The sequence below is a fragment of the Acinetobacter sp. 826659 genome, from assembly GCF_000588515.1.
In the GTDB taxonomy this organism is placed as follows: Bacteria; Pseudomonadota; Gammaproteobacteria; order Pseudomonadales; family Moraxellaceae; genus Acinetobacter; species Acinetobacter pittii.
The window spans coordinates 935898-953748 of sequence record NZ_JFYD01000001.1; the positions used below are offsets into that span (position 1 = coordinate 935898).

Annotated in this window: 18 protein-coding genes and 3 tRNA genes; 11 read left to right on the top strand and 10 right to left on the bottom strand. The window is 39.5% G+C overall.

Going from position 1 to position 17851, the window contains the following annotated elements; all coding sequences use genetic code 11:
• Positions 1 to 34 precede the first annotated feature (34 nt).
• Complete coding sequence (gene folD, locus J663_RS04355) at positions 35 to 883, bottom strand: bifunctional methylenetetrahydrofolate dehydrogenase/methenyltetrahydrofolate cyclohydrolase FolD (RefSeq protein ID WP_002115552.1); 849 nt, start codon at positions 881 to 883, stop codon at positions 35 to 37.
• Between the two features lie 152 nt (positions 884 to 1035).
• On the opposite strand from folD, the gene J663_RS04360 reads away from it, so the two are divergent.
• Together J663_RS04360 and J663_RS04365 are read left to right on the top strand one after the other, a co-directional pair.
• A tRNA-Cys gene (locus tag J663_RS04360) sits at positions 1036 to 1109 on the top strand.
• 11 nt (positions 1110 to 1120) lie between these two features.
• Positions 1121 to 1206 (top strand) — tRNA-Leu (locus J663_RS04365).
• A gap of 103 nt (positions 1207 to 1309) precedes the next feature.
• Here J663_RS04365 and J663_RS04370 read toward each other — a convergent pair.
• The gene (locus J663_RS04370; RefSeq protein ID WP_033847983.1) at positions 1310 to 3097 is read right to left on the bottom strand and encodes an alkaline phosphatase D family protein; all 1788 of its coding nucleotides are present in this window, start codon (positions 3095 to 3097) and stop codon (positions 1310 to 1312) included.
• A gap of 196 nt (positions 3098 to 3293) precedes the next feature.
• Between J663_RS04370 and J663_RS04375 the strand changes: the two genes are divergently transcribed.
• Positions 3294 to 3379: transfer RNA gene (locus J663_RS04375), tRNA-Leu, on the top strand.
• A 417-nt stretch (positions 3380 to 3796) separates the two neighbouring features.
• Here J663_RS04375 and J663_RS04380 read toward each other — a convergent pair.
• The 4 genes from J663_RS04380 to rlmE form a co-directional block, all read right to left on the bottom strand.
• Positions 3797 to 4111 (bottom strand): DUF5713 family protein, encoded by a 315-nt coding sequence (locus tag J663_RS04380; RefSeq protein WP_016140183.1) that lies wholly within the window; start codon positions 4109 to 4111, stop codon positions 3797 to 3799.
• Positions 4112 to 4245: 134 nt separating this feature from the next.
• Positions 4246 to 5097 carry a dihydropteroate synthase gene (folP, locus tag J663_RS04385; protein WP_033847985.1) on the bottom strand — a complete coding sequence of 284 codons (852 nt, stop codon included), beginning with the start codon at positions 5095 to 5097 and terminating at the stop codon, positions 4246 to 4248.
• Positions 5098 to 5230: 133 nt separating this feature from the next.
• A complete protein-coding gene (gene ftsH / locus J663_RS04390) occupies positions 5231 to 7126 on the bottom strand; it encodes an ATP-dependent zinc metalloprotease FtsH (protein WP_033848050.1) in 1896 nt (631 codons plus the stop codon).
• Positions 7127 to 7259: 133 nt separating this feature from the next.
• A complete protein-coding gene (gene rlmE, locus J663_RS04395; RefSeq protein ID WP_000235573.1) occupies positions 7260 to 7910 on the bottom strand; it encodes a 23S rRNA (uridine(2552)-2'-O)-methyltransferase RlmE in 651 nt (216 codons plus the stop codon).
• Positions 7911 to 8109: 199 nt separating this feature from the next.
• Here rlmE and yhbY point away from each other — a divergent pair, with 199 nt between their 5' ends.
• Both yhbY and J663_RS04405 read left to right on the top strand, forming a co-directional pair.
• Positions 8110 to 8433 carry a ribosome assembly RNA-binding protein YhbY gene (gene yhbY, locus J663_RS04400; protein ID WP_002115576.1) on the top strand — a complete coding sequence of 108 codons (324 nt, stop codon included), beginning with the start codon at positions 8110 to 8112 and terminating at the stop codon, positions 8431 to 8433.
• Between the two features lie 16 nt (positions 8434 to 8449).
• The gene (locus J663_RS04405) at positions 8450 to 8986 is read left to right on the top strand and encodes a DOMON-like domain-containing protein (RefSeq protein WP_033847988.1); all 537 of its coding nucleotides are present in this window, start codon (positions 8450 to 8452) and stop codon (positions 8984 to 8986) included.
• A 59-nt stretch (positions 8987 to 9045) separates the two neighbouring features.
• Here J663_RS04405 and J663_RS04410 read toward each other — a convergent pair whose 3' ends face one another.
• Together J663_RS04410 and J663_RS18765 are read right to left on the bottom strand one after the other, a co-directional pair.
• Positions 9046 to 9633 (bottom strand): hypothetical protein, encoded by a 588-nt coding sequence (locus J663_RS04410; protein ID WP_033847991.1) that lies wholly within the window; start codon positions 9631 to 9633, stop codon positions 9046 to 9048.
• A 29-nt stretch (positions 9634 to 9662) separates the two neighbouring features.
• Positions 9663 to 9821 carry a hypothetical protein gene (locus tag J663_RS18765; RefSeq protein ID WP_002115567.1) on the bottom strand — a complete coding sequence of 53 codons (159 nt, stop codon included), beginning with the start codon at positions 9819 to 9821 and terminating at the stop codon, positions 9663 to 9665.
• 124 nt (positions 9822 to 9945) lie between these two features.
• On the opposite strand from J663_RS18765, the gene carA reads away from it, so the two are divergent.
• The 3 genes from carA to greA all read left to right on the top strand — a co-directional run bounded on the left by carA (position 9946) and on the right by greA (position 14895).
• Entirely contained in the window at positions 9946 to 11085 is a 1140-nt protein-coding gene (carA, locus tag J663_RS04415; protein ID WP_005067597.1) for a glutamine-hydrolyzing carbamoyl-phosphate synthase small subunit, read from the top strand.
• A gap of 14 nt (positions 11086 to 11099) precedes the next feature.
• Positions 11100 to 14330, top strand: coding sequence for a carbamoyl-phosphate synthase large subunit (carB, locus tag J663_RS04420; RefSeq protein ID WP_005067595.1), 3231 nt, complete (start codon positions 11100 to 11102; stop codon positions 14328 to 14330).
• A gap of 88 nt (positions 14331 to 14418) precedes the next feature.
• Complete coding sequence (gene greA, locus J663_RS04425; RefSeq protein ID WP_033847992.1) at positions 14419 to 14895, top strand: transcription elongation factor GreA; 477 nt, start codon at positions 14419 to 14421, stop codon at positions 14893 to 14895.
• Positions 14896 to 14973: 78 nt separating this feature from the next.
• Here the strand turns inward: greA and J663_RS04430 are convergent, their stop codons facing one another.
• Positions 14974 to 15564, bottom strand: coding sequence for a TetR/AcrR family transcriptional regulator (locus J663_RS04430; RefSeq protein ID WP_033847994.1), 591 nt, complete (start codon positions 15562 to 15564; stop codon positions 14974 to 14976).
• Positions 15565 to 15703: 139 nt separating this feature from the next.
• Here J663_RS04430 and J663_RS04435 point away from each other — a divergent pair, with 139 nt between their 5' ends.
• The 3 genes from J663_RS04435 to J663_RS04445 all read left to right on the top strand — a co-directional run bounded on the left by J663_RS04435 (position 15704) and on the right by J663_RS04445 (position 17393).
• Positions 15704 to 16096 (top strand): RidA family protein, encoded by a 393-nt coding sequence (locus J663_RS04435; RefSeq protein WP_081404582.1) that lies wholly within the window; start codon positions 15704 to 15706, stop codon positions 16094 to 16096.
• Positions 16097 to 16201: 105 nt separating this feature from the next.
• Positions 16202 to 16834 carry a CatB-related O-acetyltransferase gene (locus J663_RS04440; RefSeq protein WP_033847997.1) on the top strand — a complete coding sequence of 211 codons (633 nt, stop codon included), beginning with the start codon at positions 16202 to 16204 and terminating at the stop codon, positions 16832 to 16834.
• 121 nt (positions 16835 to 16955) lie between these two features.
• A complete protein-coding gene (locus tag J663_RS04445) occupies positions 16956 to 17393 on the top strand; it encodes a universal stress protein (RefSeq protein WP_033847999.1) in 438 nt (145 codons plus the stop codon).
• 74 nt (positions 17394 to 17467) lie between these two features.
• Here the strand turns inward: J663_RS04445 and J663_RS04450 are convergent, their stop codons facing one another.
• On the bottom strand, positions 17468 to 17797 hold the full coding sequence (locus tag J663_RS04450; RefSeq protein ID WP_081404622.1) for an MGMT family protein: 330 nt from the start codon (positions 17795 to 17797) through the stop codon (positions 17468 to 17470).
• Between the last annotated feature and the right edge of the window lie 54 nt (positions 17798 to 17851).

Consider the following 17851-nt stretch of genomic DNA (forward strand, 5'->3'; position numbering starts at 1 on the left):
TTAAACGTTAGGACGCCGTCGTGAATAAATTAAATTAACCTAAAGCTTTTTCAGCAGCTTCTACAGTTTGACGAATCAAAGTTGTAATGGTCATTGGACCAACACCACCCGGTACTGGTGTGTAAGCAGAAGCAATTTCTTCAATACCCTGTAATTGAATATCACCTACGCCACCACCATCACGAGGATGGAAACCAGCATCTACAACCACTGCACCTTGTTTAATCCAATCTTTTTGGATAAGTTCAGCTTTACCAACTGCACCCACAATAATGTCAGCTTGCTTCACAAGCTCAGGTAAGTTTTGTGTGCGTGAATGGCAAATTGTTACTGTTGCATTCGCTTGCAAAAGCATCATTGCCATTGGTTTACCTAAAATTGCAGAACGACCGACTACAACCGCATGTTTACCAGCAATTTCGATATTGTTTTCTTTTAAAATAGTCATAATGCCCGCAGGAGTTGCTGAACCATATGCAGCTTCGCCCATAGCCATACGGCCAAAACCAAGACAAGTTACACCATCAACATCTTTAGCTAATGAGATTGCATCGAAACATGCGCGCTCATCAATTTGCTCAGGAACTGGATGTTGTAAAAGAATGCCATGTACATCTGGATTAGCATTAAGTTTTTCAATTTCAGCTAATAATTGTTCTGTTGTCGTTTCTTGTGGCAATTCAATTTTTAAAGAGTCCATGCCTACTCGACGGCAAGCATTTCCTTTCATGCGTACATAAGTTGCAGATGCGCCATCATCCCCAACTAAAATAGTCGCCAAAATTGGGGTACGACCTGTTTTAGCTTTTAAAGCTTCAACACGTACTGACAAATTTTCTTCAATTTGCTTTGCTAATGCGCGACCGTCTAAAACCAATGCCACAGCACATCTCCAAGGTAGACATGAATTTAATGTGCCAATAATACATGATTATTTGGACAAATTTATTCTAGATGTTGCTTTTATGTTCATCTTATCTCAAAACAGTATTGTTTTTTTTGTAAAGGTTGCTAATATGTGCATCACCAAATGTAGGCGGGGTGGCAGAGTGGTCATGCAGCGGACTGCAACTCCGTGGACGCCGGTTCGATTCCGACCTCCGCCTCCAAATTTGGTAAAGCCCGGGTGGTGAAATAGGTAGACACAGGGGATTTAAAATCCCCCGCCCACAAAGCGTGCCGGTTCGAGTCCGGCCCCGGGCACCATTTTCTAGTACAGAAATTGGTGTCATAAAGAATCCAGCGAAAGCTGGTTTTTTTATGTCTAAAAAAAAGGATGCTTATTAGCATCCTTTCTCGCCCCATATATTTAAGCAGTTTTTTGCTTGTCTTTTTCAGGTGTTAAACTCGCATCCAACACCAATTGATAGCTTCGGCTAGAAGCTACTTTATATTCTGGATTTTTAATTGAATCTACAAAAATCCAATCCGACTGCGCCTGCTTATCATCAAGTGTAACCATCAAATAACCACGCTGATTTAAATTACAATATGCCAATTCATCGATAAGCGTAGTAAAGGCAAATTCAAACTGTTGTAGCTGAGCTAGTGGAATACTTAAATATTTTTCAAGCCCCGGGGAAGAAACCGAACTTGTCGCCAGTTCAACACCAACATATTCGCCCTTTTGACTATATAAGTAAGATGTCCACGCATTGTGGGTGTCGCCTGCCAAAACAATAATTTTCTTATTAAACTCTGCCAATTTAGCGTACAAAAACTCTCGTTCAGCATGATAACCATCCCAAGCATCGAGGTTATAGGGAACTAATGTTGTGACTCGCGCTTTTTCTTGAACGGTTAAAGTTGGATCACCTTGCTCTAATCGTAATTTTAATGTGACTAATTCTGTAATTTGCGCATTCATTTTAGCTAACGTATCCGGCGAAGTTCCGCCTGAAGTAATTTGCCCTAACGATGCCAACAACTCAGCTGGAATCCACATTTTACTCATTAAGACTTGCTGCCCAATCACATTCCATGTTGCAGTTGAACTTTGTAAGACACCTACTATATTTTTCTCTTTACTACCCAATAACCACTCACGCTGAGTTTGCCCCATTAAGGTCCGCATTGGATTAGTTAAATCCGCTTGGAATTTTTCAATATCTAAGCCATTCGCTGTTATATATTTGCCATAATCCAACTGCTTGTCACGGGCAATAATACGAGTATCTAACATTATTAAATTAACAAGCCCCCCAAAATTAAACTGACGATAAATATTTAGATGATCTGTGTTAGAAACAGGGCGAATTGGCATCCATTCAAAATAAGCCTGTAGAGCAGCTAACTTACGATCAGAAAAAGATCCTTCATTATCTTGATGGTTTTCCGCACCATCACGCCAAGTATCATTTGCTAACTCATGGTCATCCCAAATTACAATGAAAGGATGACGTTGATGAACTGCCTGCAAGTCTTTATCCTGACGATATAGCGCATAACGTTTGCGATAATCATCTAATTTAATAATTTCTTTATTATTATCAGATGGCAAAGTACGACCCAATTTTTCTGCATCTTCTGTCGCATATCCATCAGAGCCATATTCATAAATGTAATCTCCCAAATGGATGACTACATCCACACTCTGTTTTGCTATTTCACGATAAACGTAGAAGTAACCCGCAGGATAGTTAGAACAAGAACATACCGCAAAGCTGACCTTATTGGTACTTACAGGCAAAGTTTTAGTTTGACCAACAGGTGAAGTTTTATTACCAAAATGGAAACGGTAATAATAAATGGTATCCGCCTGTAGACCTGTTGCATCTACTTTCACGGTGAAATCATCTGTCTTAGTCGTTTGAACCACACCAGTCTTTAAATTCAGCTTAAACTGGTCATCGGTAGCAACTTCCCAAGTAACCTTAAGGCGCGCACTAAGATCTACCGGTGTTAAACGCGTCCATAAAATTACTTTATCCTGCAAAGGGTCGCCGCTCGCAACTCCATGTAAAAAATCTGCTTGTGCCTCCGAACTTTCTTCATCGGAACCATCATTACAACCCGAAAAAGCTACCGGCAAAGATAGCGCCCCAAAACCGAACAGACTTTTTTGAATTAATTCTCGGCGTGAAATTTTCTCTGACATAAAATTACCTAAGTTTTAAGCAATGAGTGTCTTAAAGTTAAGTAGATAAGATGAACAACTGATCTCAGTTTAATGAACAAATCATGACATAAATTGGTTAATTTATATAAATACGAACAAGAACTGATTGAAAATAAAGCAAACTATCTGATTTTCTCTTGCCAATCGCGTACTTGTCCTCTATTATTGCGCACATGCCCGGGTGGTGAAATAGGTAGACACAGGGGATTTAAAATCCCCCGCCCACAAAGCGTGCCGGTTCGAGTCCGGCCCCGGGCACCATTTTCAAATATTGAATTTGGTGCTACAAAGAATCCAGCGTAAGCTGGTTTTTTTATGCCTAATTAAAATGAATTGTATGATAAGAATAGTATTACTTCTATTTAGCATCCTTCTCTTAACAAAGGTTCATGCTACAGATCTTTTCTCTAGCACTGTTTATTTCAGAGATAACCATTAGTATTTTTCAGGTTACTCTATCAACAAAGATAATTATTTAATTAAAGCATCCGAACAGATAATAGATAAATTCAAAGCATTAGAACGAAAAATAGAAACTTATTGGGTCAATTTATTAGCAGAGGCCGACTCTCAAAAGAATGGTGTTTGAGTTTTTAAATTAAGGAAATAGATGAAATTCATTTAAAAGCATCTTTTCATTTATTAGATGCATTTGAAGATATTGAGAATCGAGAGTAATCACCACTCTCGATTCATCACCAGCTCTTCCATTTCAAGGTCTAAATATCCTGCATCCTGTGCCACCATCATCATTGCTTCAGCAATATAGTCAGCTGCACTATCATCCAAGGAAGAATCTAGATCTTCGAACTGAGGTTTCATTTCATTGATTTCAATTACAGTTTGATGAGCATACCGATAGATATCCTGCTCAGCTAAAGCAGGCTTCTGAACTTTTTTAGCAAATTGTTCAATGAGCTGCTTGAGTTCAGCGACCAAAATATCTGGATAATATTCATCATCAAACATCGGGAGAAGTAAGTCTTCGAACATACAAAAGTTTACACAACAGCAAAAACTTGCCGCTTATAACACATTTTCAAAAGAATAACGATATTTTTCACTGACTCAATCATCTAGCCCATTAATTTAATGAGCCACGCTCTGATTTTATAAAGCCTACTTTGTTAAGCTTGTATCATCGCCTTCCAAACTAGAATTGCATCAGTCATTGCTTTTACGTCATGTGCTCTGACAATGGATGCTCCTTGCTGAATACTAAGTAAATGCCCCGCAACGCTTCCTACCGCACGCTGATCTGCAGTTACACCTTTTAATGCTTCACCAATAAAACGTTTACGAGAAAGGCCAGATAAAATTGGATAACCCATTTCACCGAGCTTCCAGAATTCATTTAACAGTCTTAAATTTTGCTGCGCATTTTTTGCAAAACCAAACCCAGGATCAATAATAATATTATGTTTTTTCACACCCGCATTTAAAGCTTCATTCACGCGCTGCTGGAGCTCCGCTATAACATCTAAGGTTACGTCCGTATATTGGTCTAACTGATTCATTGTAGTCGGCTCACCACGCATATGCATGATCACTACGGGTATATCCAGTTCTGCTGCCGTTTTTAAAGCATGGGGACGAGTAAGCGCACGTACATCATTCCAAATATGTGCTCCTGCTTCTTTCGCAGCACGAATAACATCAGGCTGACTCGTATCAATTGATAGAACAATATTATGTTTAGCTAAAGCCTCAACTACGGGCACAACTCTTCGTATTTCTTCTTCTATGCTTACTTCAGATGCCCCTGGACGGGTAGACTCTCCACCAATATCAATAATGGTGGCACCTTGCTCTATCATGGCTAGCGCATGAGCAATCGCTTGATCTATTTGATTATGCTTTCCGCCATCACTAAAAGAATCTGGTGTGACATTTAATATACCCATAACGTGAGGCTGTGATAGATCTAACTGAAGCTGTCCACACTGTAAAATTTGTTGAGGCAAAGGCATTAGTTGCATAAAAAGCTCCAGTTTAAAATCAGGCTGTATTTTAGCAATTATCATCTATGTATGGTGTTGATTTGTTTTCAGCTTTTAACAAAATCAAACCCATAAAAAAAGCCACATGACTGTGGCTTTTTTAATTAACTAATTAGTTCATTGCTGGCAATGGTGGCGGTGTAGATGGACCATCTTTTGGTGGTTCAAATGCAGCCACTGGGTTTTCAGCAACATATACTTTAGGTGGTTGTGGCTCACGACCTTCCATAATGTCACGGATTTGATCACGATCAATAGTTTCCCATTCCATCAAAGCTTTTACCATCGCGTGTGCAATATCTTTATTACTTTCCAAGATATTACGTGCAACTTTATATTGCTCATCAAGAATACGGCGTACTTCTTCATCTACTAACTGTTGAGTTGCTTCAGAAATCGTACGGCTTCCTACATTACCAAAGAAACCATTTTGGTTTTCATCTTCGTAAACCATTACACCCATTTTGTCAGACATACCGTACTTCGTAACCATTGCACGTGCCATTTTAGTAGCTCGCTCAAAGTCATTTGAAGCACCAGTAGATTGCTGTTGGATAAATACTTCTTCAGCAATACGACCACCAAACAAAATTGCAATTTCGTTTAGCATCTTGTCTTTATAGTGGCTAATTTGGTCTTGTTCAGGTAACTGCCAAGTTACACCTAAAGCCCAACCACGCGGCATAATCGTTACTTTATGAACAGGATCTGTACCCGGTAAAATCTCGGCAACAATCGCATGACCAGCTTCATGATAAGCAGTTGCACGACGTTCTTCTTCACGTAAAACCATCGATTTACGCTCTGGTCCCATGTAGATTTTGTCTTTTGCATCTTCAAAGTCATGCATGTCAACAGTGTTCTTATTACGGCGTGCAGCAAATAATGCAGCTTCGTTAACGAGGTTTGCCAACTGTGCACCAGAGAAACCTGGAGTACCACGAGATAGAACTTTAACATCCACACCCGTAACTGAAGGTAATTTTTTCAAATGTACATTCAGAATCTGCTCACGACCACGAATGTCAGGTAAACCTACCATTACTTGACGGTCAAAACGACCTGGACGTAATAATGCTTTATCCAAGACATCAACACGGTTCGTCGCAGCAATTACGATCACACCTTCATTACCTTCAAAACCATCCATCTCTACAAGCATTTGGTTTAAGGTTTGTTCACGCTCATCATGACCACCACCTGTACCTGAACCACGATGACGTCCTACTGCATCAATCTCGTCAATAAAGATAATACAAGGCGCATGACGTTTAGCTTGCTCGAACATATCACGGACACGGGACGCACCCACACCCACGAACATTTCGACAAAGTCAGAACCTGAAATGCTGAAGAAAGGAACTTTAGCTTCACCAGCAATTGCTTTGGCTAATAACGTTTTACCAGTACCCGGAGGACCAACCATAAGTACGCCACGAGGAATAGTAGCGCCCAAACGTTTGAATTTTGCAGGGTCTTTTAAGAAATCTACAATTTCAACAACTTCTTGTTTTGCTTCATCACAACCAGCAACGTCAGAAAAATTGACTTTGATTTGATCTTCAGAAAGCATTTTTGCTTTCGACTTACCAAAACTCATCGGCCCATTTTTTCCGCCTGCACCACCACCCATGTTACGCATAAAGAACATGAATAACAGAATGATTAACAGTACAGGGAAACTAGCAATGAGAAGTTGCATCAAAATGCCTTGACGTTGAGGAGCTGTTCCCTCTACAACAACATTTTGCTTATTTAAGCTCGGCATAAGCTCAGTGTCTTCAACTTGCGGACGAACAGTTTCAAACTGTGATCCGTTAGTTTTTTCACCATTAATATTTAAACCGTCAATTGTGACTTGCTTAATTTGGCCAGCATTCACCGCTGCAACGAAATCTGAGTATTTCATCGCAGTAGGCTTATTGCGGTCACTGATATTACTGAAAATTAAAATCAGAACACCAAGTATTATTAGCCACAATACGGCATTCTTGAAGTAATCGCTCAAAGCTTTATTCCCATATCGATCTAATTTGATCATGCCCAATCTTGGCTGATCGTCATAAAAACAGCAACTGTATTGCTTGCGGATAACCTAAAAGTACAAAATGCACAATTTTTAGGAGCTTGGCAAGTAAACTTTATTGCAATGCTTTCTTACGCCCTTGTCCAACCAAAAAAACTTCTTTAGAGCGCGCCCGAGAAGCTGCTGGTTTTGCTGTCTTTAACACATCAAAACTATCAACCACTTGTTTACGAAACTCATCAAATCCTGCGCCTTGGAACACTTTAACCACAAACTGTCCATTAGGACCAAGAACCTTTTGAGCAAAATCTAAAGCCAGTTCACATAAGTAAATCTGTCTAGGTTGATCAACAGCCCTATTACCTGATGTATTGGGGGCCATATCAGAAATTACAATGTCTACTTGTCGTCCATTTAAAATATTTAACAATTTTTCAAATACAGCTTCTTCTCTAAAGTCGCCTTGTAAGAAAGTGACATCAGGCAAAGCATCCATGGGCAAAATATCGGAAGCAATCACTAAACCTTTGCTACCCACAAGTTTTCCAGCAATTTGAGACCAGCTACCAGGAGCTGCACCCAAATCGACTACCGTCATGCCTGGCTTGATCAACTTATATTTTTCTTGGATTTCAAGAAGTTTATATGCTGCTCGCGCACGATACCCTTCCTTTTGTGCTTTTTTTACAAAAGGATCGTCTAGATGTTCCCTCATCCACGCACGACTACTTTTCGACAATTTCTGGTTTGTAATGCGTGTTGCCATAACTCACTAAATATCAAAAAAACTTCTGATCGTTCATTGTACGTGAAAATTACTCTCATTACAGTACGGATGTAGCGTAATCTCACCAAGTTTTACAGTTTTTTTCCAATAATGTTGATCGATTATTTATACAGTTTTTCGTACATCTGAATTTAAGTTTTTTGCTATACTAAGTCGTTTTTAAAATCAGGTATTTTTAATGGCCGCTTTATCTATCCATGAACGTAAACGTTTACGTCAAATTGGTCATGTGCTTAATCCGGTTGTCATGATTGGTGGACAAGGCTTAACAGATGCTGTTATCGAAGAAACTCTTCGTGCTTTAAACGACCACGAACTTATCAAAGTTAAAGTTGCTGGTGAAGACCGTGAAGCACGTACTGCTGTAATTGATGCAATTGTAGAAGCGACTGGCGCAGAAGCTGTGCAAAAGATTGGTAAAATTGTTTTACTTTACAAAAAAGCAGCTAAGCAAAACCAGCATTTGTCTAATCTTGTTCGCCACGCTCATTTAGCAAACTAATTTGATTTGACAAACTATGGCAAGTTACGAACTTTCAGCTTTTGATCGTTTTCATGCTGTTTCTGTTGTTGGCGCAATTGAACAGCAAGCACCGCACACCTTAAATGTCGGTTTTTGGATTCGTGATCCAAATCAATTCATTGTCTGGCCCCAAGAAGTCACGGCTAATCCTCGTCAGGATTTTTTGTGGGAAGAAACTTGTTTCGAAATTTTTGTTGGCGTGCATGATGAAGATTATTATCGGGAAATTAACCTTTCCCCTTCTCAAGCATGGCAGTCTTATCAGTTTGAAGAATATCGCTATCCAGAAAGTATGCCTCCCCTTGCTGCTTACGATATCGAACTGAACCATCTCAAGCGTACTCATTATGGCTTAAATGTTAGTCTTGATTTGGGACAATTTATGCAACAGCATCGCTTGAAATGGGCAAACCTTTATTTAGGTTTAACTGCAGTTTTAAAAACCAAAGAAGGTATGCAGTACTATGCAATGCAGCATAGTGGAAAAAGTGCAGATTTCCATAATAAGCGTGACTGGTTACATCAGTTTTAAAAATAAAAAAGCGAGAAATTAATTCTCGCTTTTTTATAGCTGGGTAAAAGCTAAGATCATTAGTTATCTCGTGCTTTATTCCATGCTTCGACTGCATTGTTTTTAGTACGTTTAATGCTTTCACTTAAAGAATCTTTGTGCTTCAAAGAAATCTGGCTAATATCACCTTTAAGTTCTTTACTGACTTTCGTCAAATCTTCAATAAGTGCATTAATTTCTGCTTTCAAAGCATTTTTAAGTTCAGATAGTCCTTCTTGTGAAGTGCTAAACTGAGCTTTAATCACATCAAGACGTTGTAAAATATCTTGTTTAATTTGAATAAATTGATTTTGAATATTCTTGTTTAACTCATGAGTTTCAGCTTCAATTTTTTCTTGAGTTTCACTTAAAACTTCTTTGACCTGCTCTTGAGTTTCAGTGATAGCTTCTTTCACCTGAGTTTTCGCTTCTGTAGCAACTTCTTTAATCTGCTCAGTTTTCTCGGCAACACTTTCTTTTACTTGCGCAGTTTTAGCAGTTACTGTTCTTTTCGCTTTAGTTGTAGTAGCAGCTACGGTTTCTTTCACTTCATTCACCTCAGCTTTTACTGAATCAACTACTGCTTGAGCTTTCTCGCTCACATCTTTTGAAACTTGATCATTACTCATGCTATTTCCTCATATTGTTTATTTTTTAACTAGCAATACAATAAATCCAGTTCTAAAAATTCAGCCAGCAAATTGTTAGACAATTTATCAAAAGTAACTGATTCGGATGAGCGGATAATTTTTTTGTAAAAATCAAGCAATGAATTATGTTTTTTAGCAGAAAATAAATAGACTTTTTGAGGTTCCATGCGTATAATGCGCTGTTAAGTTACAAGCGAGCAGACCGATAGGGAGGGGCATGTTTTATCACAACATCGCCTATCTTTTTTGGGTCTACTCGCTTTTTTACAGCCGAAATTCAGGAGCTTTGGTTTGAGCACCCCCGCCATTTTAGCCCTCGCAGATGGAACGATCTTTAAAGGAACGTCAATCGGCGCAACGGGAAGTACGACTGGAGAAGTCGTTTTTAACACAGCCATGACAGGCTATCAAGAAATTTTGACTGACCCAAGTTATGCACAACAAATTGTGACATTAACTTACCCACATATCGGAAACACTGGCTGCAACGCGGAAGACGTTGAATCTGGTCGTATCCATAAAGTATGGGCGAATGGTTTAATTATTCGTGACCTTCCACTACTACACAGCAACTTCCGTGCTGAACAGTCATTGAGTGAATATTTGCAAGAACACAATGTTGTTGCAATCGCGGATATTGATACACGTAAATTAACACGTATTTTGCGTGACAAAGGTGCACAAAATGGTTGCATCCTTGCTGGCGAAAATATTACTGAAGAAGAAGCTATAGCCAAAGCTCGTGCTTTTGGTGGCTTAAACGGTTTAGACCTTGCAAAAGAATGTTGCGATCCAACTGGTTTTGAATGGTCTGAAGGTTCATGGACTCTAGGCCAAGGCTTCTCTCAACCTGAATTAAAATATCATGTAGTTGCATACGATTACGGTGTCAAAACCAACATCTTGCGTATGCTTGCAGACCGCGGTTGCAAATTAACCGTTGTACCTGCAGAAACTCCGGCTGAAAAAGTATTGGCACTTAATCCGGATGGCGTATTCCTTTCAAATGGCCCTGGCGATCCAGCTGCTTGTGATTATGCAATCGAAGCTGTAAAAACTATTGTTGAAACCACAACATTACCTGTATTTGGTATCTGCTTAGGCCACCAAATCTTGGCACTCGCTTCTGGTGCAAAAACTGTAAAAATGAACCATGGTCACCACGGTGCTAACCACCCTGTACAAAATCTTGAAGATGGTACAGTGATGATTACTTCACAAAACCATGGTTTCGCTGTAGATGCTGAAACTTTACCGGCTAACTTAAAAGCAACGCATAAATCATTGTTCGATGGCACCTTACAAGGGATTCACCGTACAGACAAACCAGCTTTCAGCTTCCAAGGTCACCCTGAAGCAAGCCCAGGCCCGCATGATTGTGCCCCATTGTTCGATCACTTCATCGAACTTATCGAAGCATCTAAACAGTAATTAAGGAGCGAATAATGCCTAAACGTACGGATATTAAAAGCATCTTAATTATTGGTGCTGGCCCGATTGTGATTGGTCAGGCATGTGAGTTTGACTACTCAGGTGCTCAAGCGTGTAAAGCGCTTCGTGAAGAAGGCTACCGTGTTATTTTGGTTAACTCTAACCCAGCAACCATTATGACAGACCCTTCAATGGCTGATGCAACTTATATTGAGCCAATTACTTGGCAAACAGTTGCACAGATTATTGAAAAAGAACGTCCAGATGCAGTATTGCCAACTATGGGTGGCCAAACTGCGTTGAACTGTGCTCTTGCACTTGATGAGCACGGCGTTCTTGAAAAATATAATGTTGAATTAATTGGTGCAACTAAAGACGCAATTGAGAAAGCCGAAGACCGTAAACTCTTCGATATCGCTATGCGTAAAATTGGCTTGGAATGTCCAAAAGCTGCCATTGCCGAAACGATGGAAGAAGCTTTAGAAATCCAGTCACGCTTTGGTTTCCCGGTAATTATCCGTCCATCATTCACAATGGGTGGTTCGGGTGGTGGTATCGCATATAACCGCGAAGAATTCCTTGAGATTTGTGAACGTGGTTTTGACCTCTCTCCTACTCACCAGTTATTGATTGATGAATCTTTAATTGGTTGGAAAGAATACGAAATGGAAGTTGTTCGTGACAAAAACGACAACTGTATTATCGTATGTGCGATCGAAAACTTTGACCCAATGGGCGTACACACTGGTGACTCAATCACTGTAGCACCAGCTCAGACATTAACTGACAAAGAATACCAATTGATGCGTAACGCTTCGGTTGCGGTTCTTCGTGAAATTGGTGTTGAGACAGGCGGTTCTAACGTTCAGTTCGGTATTAACCCGAAAGACGGCCGTATGGTTGTTATCGAGATGAACCCTCGTGTATCTCGTTCATCTGCGCTTGCTTCTAAGGCAACAGGTTTCCCGATTGCTAAAATCGCAGCAAAACTTGCTGTTGGTTATACCCTTGATGAATTGAAAAATGACATCACTGGTGGCGTAACTCCTGCAAGCTTCGAACCATCAATTGACTATGTTGTAACGAAGATTCCTCGTTTTAACTTCGAGAAATTCCCGCAAGCTGAACCAGTTCTTACTACTCAGATGAAATCTGTTGGTGAAGTGATGGCTATTGGCCGTAACTTCCAAGAATCTGTACAAAAAGCATTACGTGGTCTTGAGGTTGGTGTAAGCGGTTTTGATGAAAAAATCGAAGCTGGTGCAACAAATGCAAAAGAAATTATTCTAAAAGAACTTAAAGTTCCAGGTCCTGAGCGTATCTGGTATGTAGCGGACGCTTTCCGTCATGGTTTCTCTTTAGATGAAGTTTTTGAAGCGACTAAGATTGACCGCTGGTTCCTTATCCAAATTCAAGATATCGTTAAAACTGAAGCTCAAGTGAAAACTTTAGGTTTTGGTGACTTAAACGCTGACAATATCCGTTCGTTCAAGCGTAAAGGTTTATCTGACCTTCGTATTGCTCACCTTATGGGCATTTCACAAAAGCAATTCCGTAAGCAACGTTGGAATTTGGGTGTTTATCCAGTTTACAAACGCGTTGATACATGTGCAGCAGAGTTTGAATCTGGTACTGCATACATGTATTCAACTTACGATGAAGAATGTGAAGCAAATCCATCAAACCGTGACAAGATCATGGTGATTGGTGGTGGTCCAAACCGTATTGGTCAAGGTATCGAATTTGACTACTGCTGTGTACACGCTGCATTAGCTATGCGTGAAGACGGTTACGAAACAATCATGGTGAACTGTAACCCTGAAACTGTTTCTACCGACTATGACACGTCTGACCGTCTATACTTCGAGCCTGTAACACTTGAAGATGTACTTGAAATCGTACGTACAGAGAAGCCTAAAGGCGTAATCGTACAGTATGGTGGCCAGACTCCACTTAAATTGGCACGTGCTTTAGAAGAAGCAGGTACTCCAATTATCGGTACATCACCAGATGCGATTGACCGTGCTGAAGACCGTGAACGTTTCCAACAAATGATCCAACGTTTACAGCTTCGTCAACCAAACAACAGCATTGTAAAATCTGCTGAAGAAGGTATCTCTGAAGCTGCAAAAGTAGGTTATCCGCTTGTTGTTCGCCCATCTTATGTATTAGGTGGTCGTGCAATGGAAATCGTATATAACGAAGAAGAACTTAAACGTTACCTTCGTGAAGCAGTTCAGGCATCTAATGAAGCCCCTGTTCTTCTTGACCGTTTCCTAGATGACGCAACTGAAGTTGATGTTGACTGTGTATCTGACGGTAAAGACGTTGTGATCGGCGGTATCATGCAGCATATTGAACAAGCTGGTATTCACTCAGGTGACTCTGCATGTTCGATTCCTCCTTATTCTTTATCTAAAGAAATTCAGGATGAAATGCGTCGTCAAACGATTGCGATGGCAAAAGAACTTGGCGTTGTTGGCTTGATGAACGTTCAGTTCGCTGTAAAAGGTGACGATATTTACGTTCTAGAAGTTAACCCACGTGCTTCACGTACAGTTCCATTCGTATCGAAGTGTATTGGTGATTCTTTAGCGAAAGTTGCTGCGCGCTGTATGGCAGGTCAATCTCTTGAGTCTCAAGGATTTACTAAAGAAATCATTCCAACGCATTTTGCTGTGAAGGAAGCCGTTTTCCCATTCGCTAAATTCCAAGGTGTAGACCCTATGCTTGGACCTGAGATGAAATCTACAGGTGAAGTGATGGGCGTAGGTAAAACATTTGGTGAAGCATTCTATAAAGCTGTTTTAGGCTCGAATGAACGCTTACCTGGTTTACCAACTGAAGGCGAAGTAAAACATGCTTTCTTATCAGTACGTGAATCTGACAAGAAATACATCGCTGATATCGCTAAGAAATTAGTTGAATATGGCTTCAAGCTTGTTGCAACAGGTGGTACTTACCAAGTGCTTAAAGAAGCAGGTTTAGAATGCGAATCTGTAAATAAAGTTACTGAAGGTCGTCCACATATTGTTGACCGCTTGAAAAATGGTGAAATACACCTTATTGTCAATACCACTGAAGGTAAACAGGCTCAATATGACTCTGCAATGATTCGTCGTGCTGCCCTACAAGGCAAAGTGTATTACACAACGACTATCAATGGTGCAGAAGCTGTTTGCCAAGCCTTTGCTGTGAAATTGCCAATGGATGTATACCGCTTGCAAGATTTAACTGTAGGTTAATTTTTTTACCGATAAGTCCCGTCACCTTATCGGTGGCGGGATTTTTTCATTTTTTTAACTGTGTTTTCTCAACTTAAGAGGGACCGAAATGCAACGTTATCCAATGACCCCTGAAGGTAAAATCGCCTTAGAGAAAGAATTACAACATCTGAAATCTGTTGAACGTCCACGTATTACTCAAGCAATTGCTGAAGCACGTGAACATGGGGACTTAAAAGAAAATGCAGAATACCATGCTGCTCGTGAACAGCAAGGTTTCTGTGAAGGACGCATCCAAGATATCGAAGGAAAATTGGGTGCTTCACAAGTCATCGATGTTAAGGACTTAGAACAAAACGGTCGTGTTGTATTCGGTGTTACGGTAACGATTGAAAACCTTGATACTGAAGAACGCAAGACTTATAAAATTGTTGGTGATGATGAAGCTGATTTTAAAATCAATAAAATCTCAGTGAACTCACCAATCGCACGTGGCCTTTTGAGCAAGAGTGAAGGTGATGAAGTAAAAATCATTACTCCTCAAGGCGAAGTGGAATATGAAATCGTAAGTGTAGAATATCTTTAATTTTAAATAGATATGCTTTGTCTATAAGACCCCTCAATTGAGGGGTTTTTTATATTTCATACAATTACTAAAAATAATTTAATATAGTTTTTTAAAAAAACCTGATGCAAAGATTTGAAAAGCATTTAATGCTTCAGGGAGTACCTGTTCAGGATATTCACTAGAGGCTACCCATAATGCGGCATTCATGGCGGCGCCATTTAAAAGCACTGCCGCCGCTTCTGGGTCTACAATTTTAATTCGATCCGTTGCTAATAGTTGTTCAACGCACCTACGGGTAGACTGCAAGCATCTGTTTTGACTAGGCCAATGCGCTGGATCACCTAGCACTGCAGGTCCGTCACGCAACACAATACGCTGAAACTCAGGATTCAAAGCATTTTGAATATAGGTCTGCCCTTCAAGTAACAATCCTTCCCAAAGATCATCAGGCTGCTCTAAATGCTGCTGGGCATATTCTGCCATTTGTGAATCAATTTGATCGACCACTGCAGCAAATAAACCACGCTTATCACCAAAATGATGGTAAAGCGCCCCACGAGTCAACCCTGCTTCTGCCGTGAGTTTATCCATTGAAGTATCTGCATAACCATATTCAGCAAATGCACGACGTGCTACTTCAATCAGTTTCTTGCGGGTTTCCGCCATCTTTTGTTCACGAACAGACATGTCTTTTACCACCTAATCATCACAAAAAATTTTAATTGACATACGGCTCCTATGTCAATTATGTTTACATACGAACCGTATGTGAAATCTGAGCGACATTTACTGATTGGTATTTAAATACTGATGGAGAACAAAACTGATGAGAACTGCAATATTTCCTAAAGACCGCCATGCCTTATATGAACAGCATGGTTATTCAGCCGCAATTCAATCGAAAGATTTACTCTTTGTTTCAGGGCAGGTTGGTAGCCTTGAAGATGGCTCACCTGTATCTGATTTTGAAAAACAGGTAATCCAAGCTTTTAAAAACTTAGCAGAGACACTGAAAGCAGCTGGTTGCACTTTCGATGATATTATTGATGTCACCACCTTTCATACTGATCCTGAACGGCAGTTTGAAAGCATTATGAAAGTTAAAAATCAAATCTTTACACAAAATCCTTATCCCAACTGGACCGCTGTGGGCGTAACTTGGTTAGCTGGTTTTGATTTTGAGATTAAAGTTATTGCACGTATTCCTCATAATAATTAATTCAAATTAGCACGTACTTTAGATTCATTGGCTGAGCTGAGATTATTGGTTTAGCTTGAATCGCAATTCGGTATAATGGTGTATTCCCTTTTTTATATCTCCCTTATGGCTGAAAAGTTAATTAACTCCCCTGTTCGTCATTGGTGCGAATTTGAGTTTATTTCCAAAACTGTGAAAAATCCAAATATCCATGTTAAAGGAAATTATTCTTATTATTCAGCTTATTGGGATCAAGGCTTTGAACGTTGTGTAGTACGTTATTTACATGACAAAGCTTCAACGCCAGAGAAACCGATTGATCAACTTTATATTGGCAATTTTGTTTGTTTTGGCGCTGAGTGTGTGATCATGATGGGTGGCAATCAACTTCATAGGCCAGATTGGATTTCGACTTTCCCTTTTGATACCCGAAGTTTTTTAGCGGCTGGGGACACTATAATTGCAGATGGTTGCTGGATTGGAAGCCGTGCAATGATTATGCAAGGTGTAAAACTTGGTGAAGGCGCAGTGGTCGCAACCGGAGCTGTAGTCACTAAAGATGTGCCCCCCTATGCAATTGTAGGTGGAGTACCTGCGAAAATTATTAAATATCGCTTTCCTCAAGAACAAATTGACAAACTACTTGCTTTAAAACTTTATGATTTAGATGAGAAGCAAATTTTGAAAATACGTGAATATCTTCAAACTGACGATATTGATGCTTTATCTACACATATAGAAAATTTGCGCAATTTATAAAAATTTATCTCCAAAATTTGTCGTTATAAAATCACAAATGATTACGTGCTTGAATTTAAATCGTCAAAAAATAGGTATAAAGTATTAATAAATAAGCATCATTACAATAAGGAAAATACTCATGTTATATCAACATATTCTAGTACCAATTGATGGTTCTGAAACTTCTATGGTCGCCATGAAAGAGGCCATTAAACTGGGAAAAGCATTAAATAGCAAAATTACAGTTGTACAAGTGATGGCACTTGATCCTTTTATTGCTGATGTCTACGTAAAAACTGGTCAAACTAATGATTTGATTGAACGCACAAGAACTTATTTACTCGATATTTTAGAACACGCAAAACAAGAGTTTGCCAATGAAGGCATTACCGTTGAGACTAAACTGCTGGAAGGTTTTGTCGTTCATGAGGAAATCATTCAGGCTGCCCAAGACTTAAATACAGATCTGATTATCATGGGCTCTCATGGACGCACGGGGGTACGAAAACTCGTTTTAGGAAGTGTGGCACAAAAAGTTTTAGGGGAAAGCCATATTCCCGTGTTAATTGTTCGATAATTTTCAATATTGCCTATCTTGTTAATCTTAATAATTTAGGCAATTTTTTGAGAAATAAACTTTTTTCAATAGATTTAAGGCTGCCAAGCAAACTGCTTTAAGTCAACTTTACCATTTAACAAATAAACACCTTCAGCTTCCAATTTTAATTGCTGAATATTTTCACCTTTTTCATTAAATTTACTTAGGCTAATTTTGCCTTGAGAATTAATCACACGATACCAAGGAACTTGATGATCAGCTTCAAGATGTTTCAAAACATAGCCCACTAATCTCGCATGTTTTGGTAACCCTGCCATACGAGCCACTTGTCCATACGTTGCAACTTTTCCGTAAGGAATCAAAGCAATGACTTCTAAAATTTGCCGATGTAGTTCATACTGAGTTGTCAAAGTGGACTCCATAAAAATTGACATAATTCATATCATATAAAAATTTTTTGAATAAAACTAAATGCA

What these genes read in the sequence shown, in the direction of transcription:
- J663_RS04410 (WP_033847991.1), bottom strand. Translation starts at nt 9,633, where the DNA reads ATGAGTAATGATCAAGTTTCAAAAGATGTGAGCGAGAAAGCTCAAGCA.
- rlmE (WP_000235573.1), bottom strand. Translation starts at nt 7,910, where the DNA reads ATGGCAACACGCATTACAAACCAGAAATTGTCGAAAAGTAGTCGTGCG.
- folP (WP_033847985.1), bottom strand. Translation starts at nt 5,097, where the DNA reads ATGCAACTAATGCCTTTGCCTCAACAAATTTTACAGTGTGGACAGCTT.
- carB (WP_005067595.1), top strand. Translation starts at nt 11,100, where the DNA reads ATGCCTAAACGTACGGATATTAAAAGCATCTTAATTATTGGTGCTGGC.
- yhbY (WP_002115576.1), top strand. Translation starts at nt 8,110, where the DNA reads ATGGCCGCTTTATCTATCCATGAACGTAAACGTTTACGTCAAATTGGT.
- J663_RS04370 (WP_033847983.1), bottom strand. Translation starts at nt 3,097, where the DNA reads ATGTCAGAGAAAATTTCACGCCGAGAATTAATTCAAAAAAGTCTGTTC.
- J663_RS18765 (WP_002115567.1), bottom strand. Translation starts at nt 9,821, where the DNA reads ATGGAACCTCAAAAAGTCTATTTATTTTCTGCTAAAAAACATAATTCA.
- J663_RS04430 (WP_033847994.1), bottom strand. Translation starts at nt 15,564, where the DNA reads ATGTCTGTTCGTGAACAAAAGATGGCGGAAACCCGCAAGAAACTGATT.
- J663_RS04440 (WP_033847997.1), top strand. Translation starts at nt 16,202, where the DNA reads ATGGCTGAAAAGTTAATTAACTCCCCTGTTCGTCATTGGTGCGAATTT.
- greA (WP_033847992.1), top strand. Translation starts at nt 14,419, where the DNA reads ATGCAACGTTATCCAATGACCCCTGAAGGTAAAATCGCCTTAGAGAAA.
- J663_RS04380 (WP_016140183.1), bottom strand. Translation starts at nt 4,111, where the DNA reads ATGTTCGAAGACTTACTTCTCCCGATGTTTGATGATGAATATTATCCA.
- J663_RS04450 (WP_081404622.1), bottom strand. Translation starts at nt 17,797, where the DNA reads ATGGAGTCCACTTTGACAACTCAGTATGAACTACATCGGCAAATTTTA.
- J663_RS04445 (WP_033847999.1), top strand. Translation starts at nt 16,956, where the DNA reads ATGTTATATCAACATATTCTAGTACCAATTGATGGTTCTGAAACTTCT.
- J663_RS04405 (WP_033847988.1), top strand. Translation starts at nt 8,450, where the DNA reads ATGGCAAGTTACGAACTTTCAGCTTTTGATCGTTTTCATGCTGTTTCT.
- J663_RS04435 (WP_081404582.1), top strand. Translation starts at nt 15,704, where the DNA reads ATGAGAACTGCAATATTTCCTAAAGACCGCCATGCCTTATATGAACAG.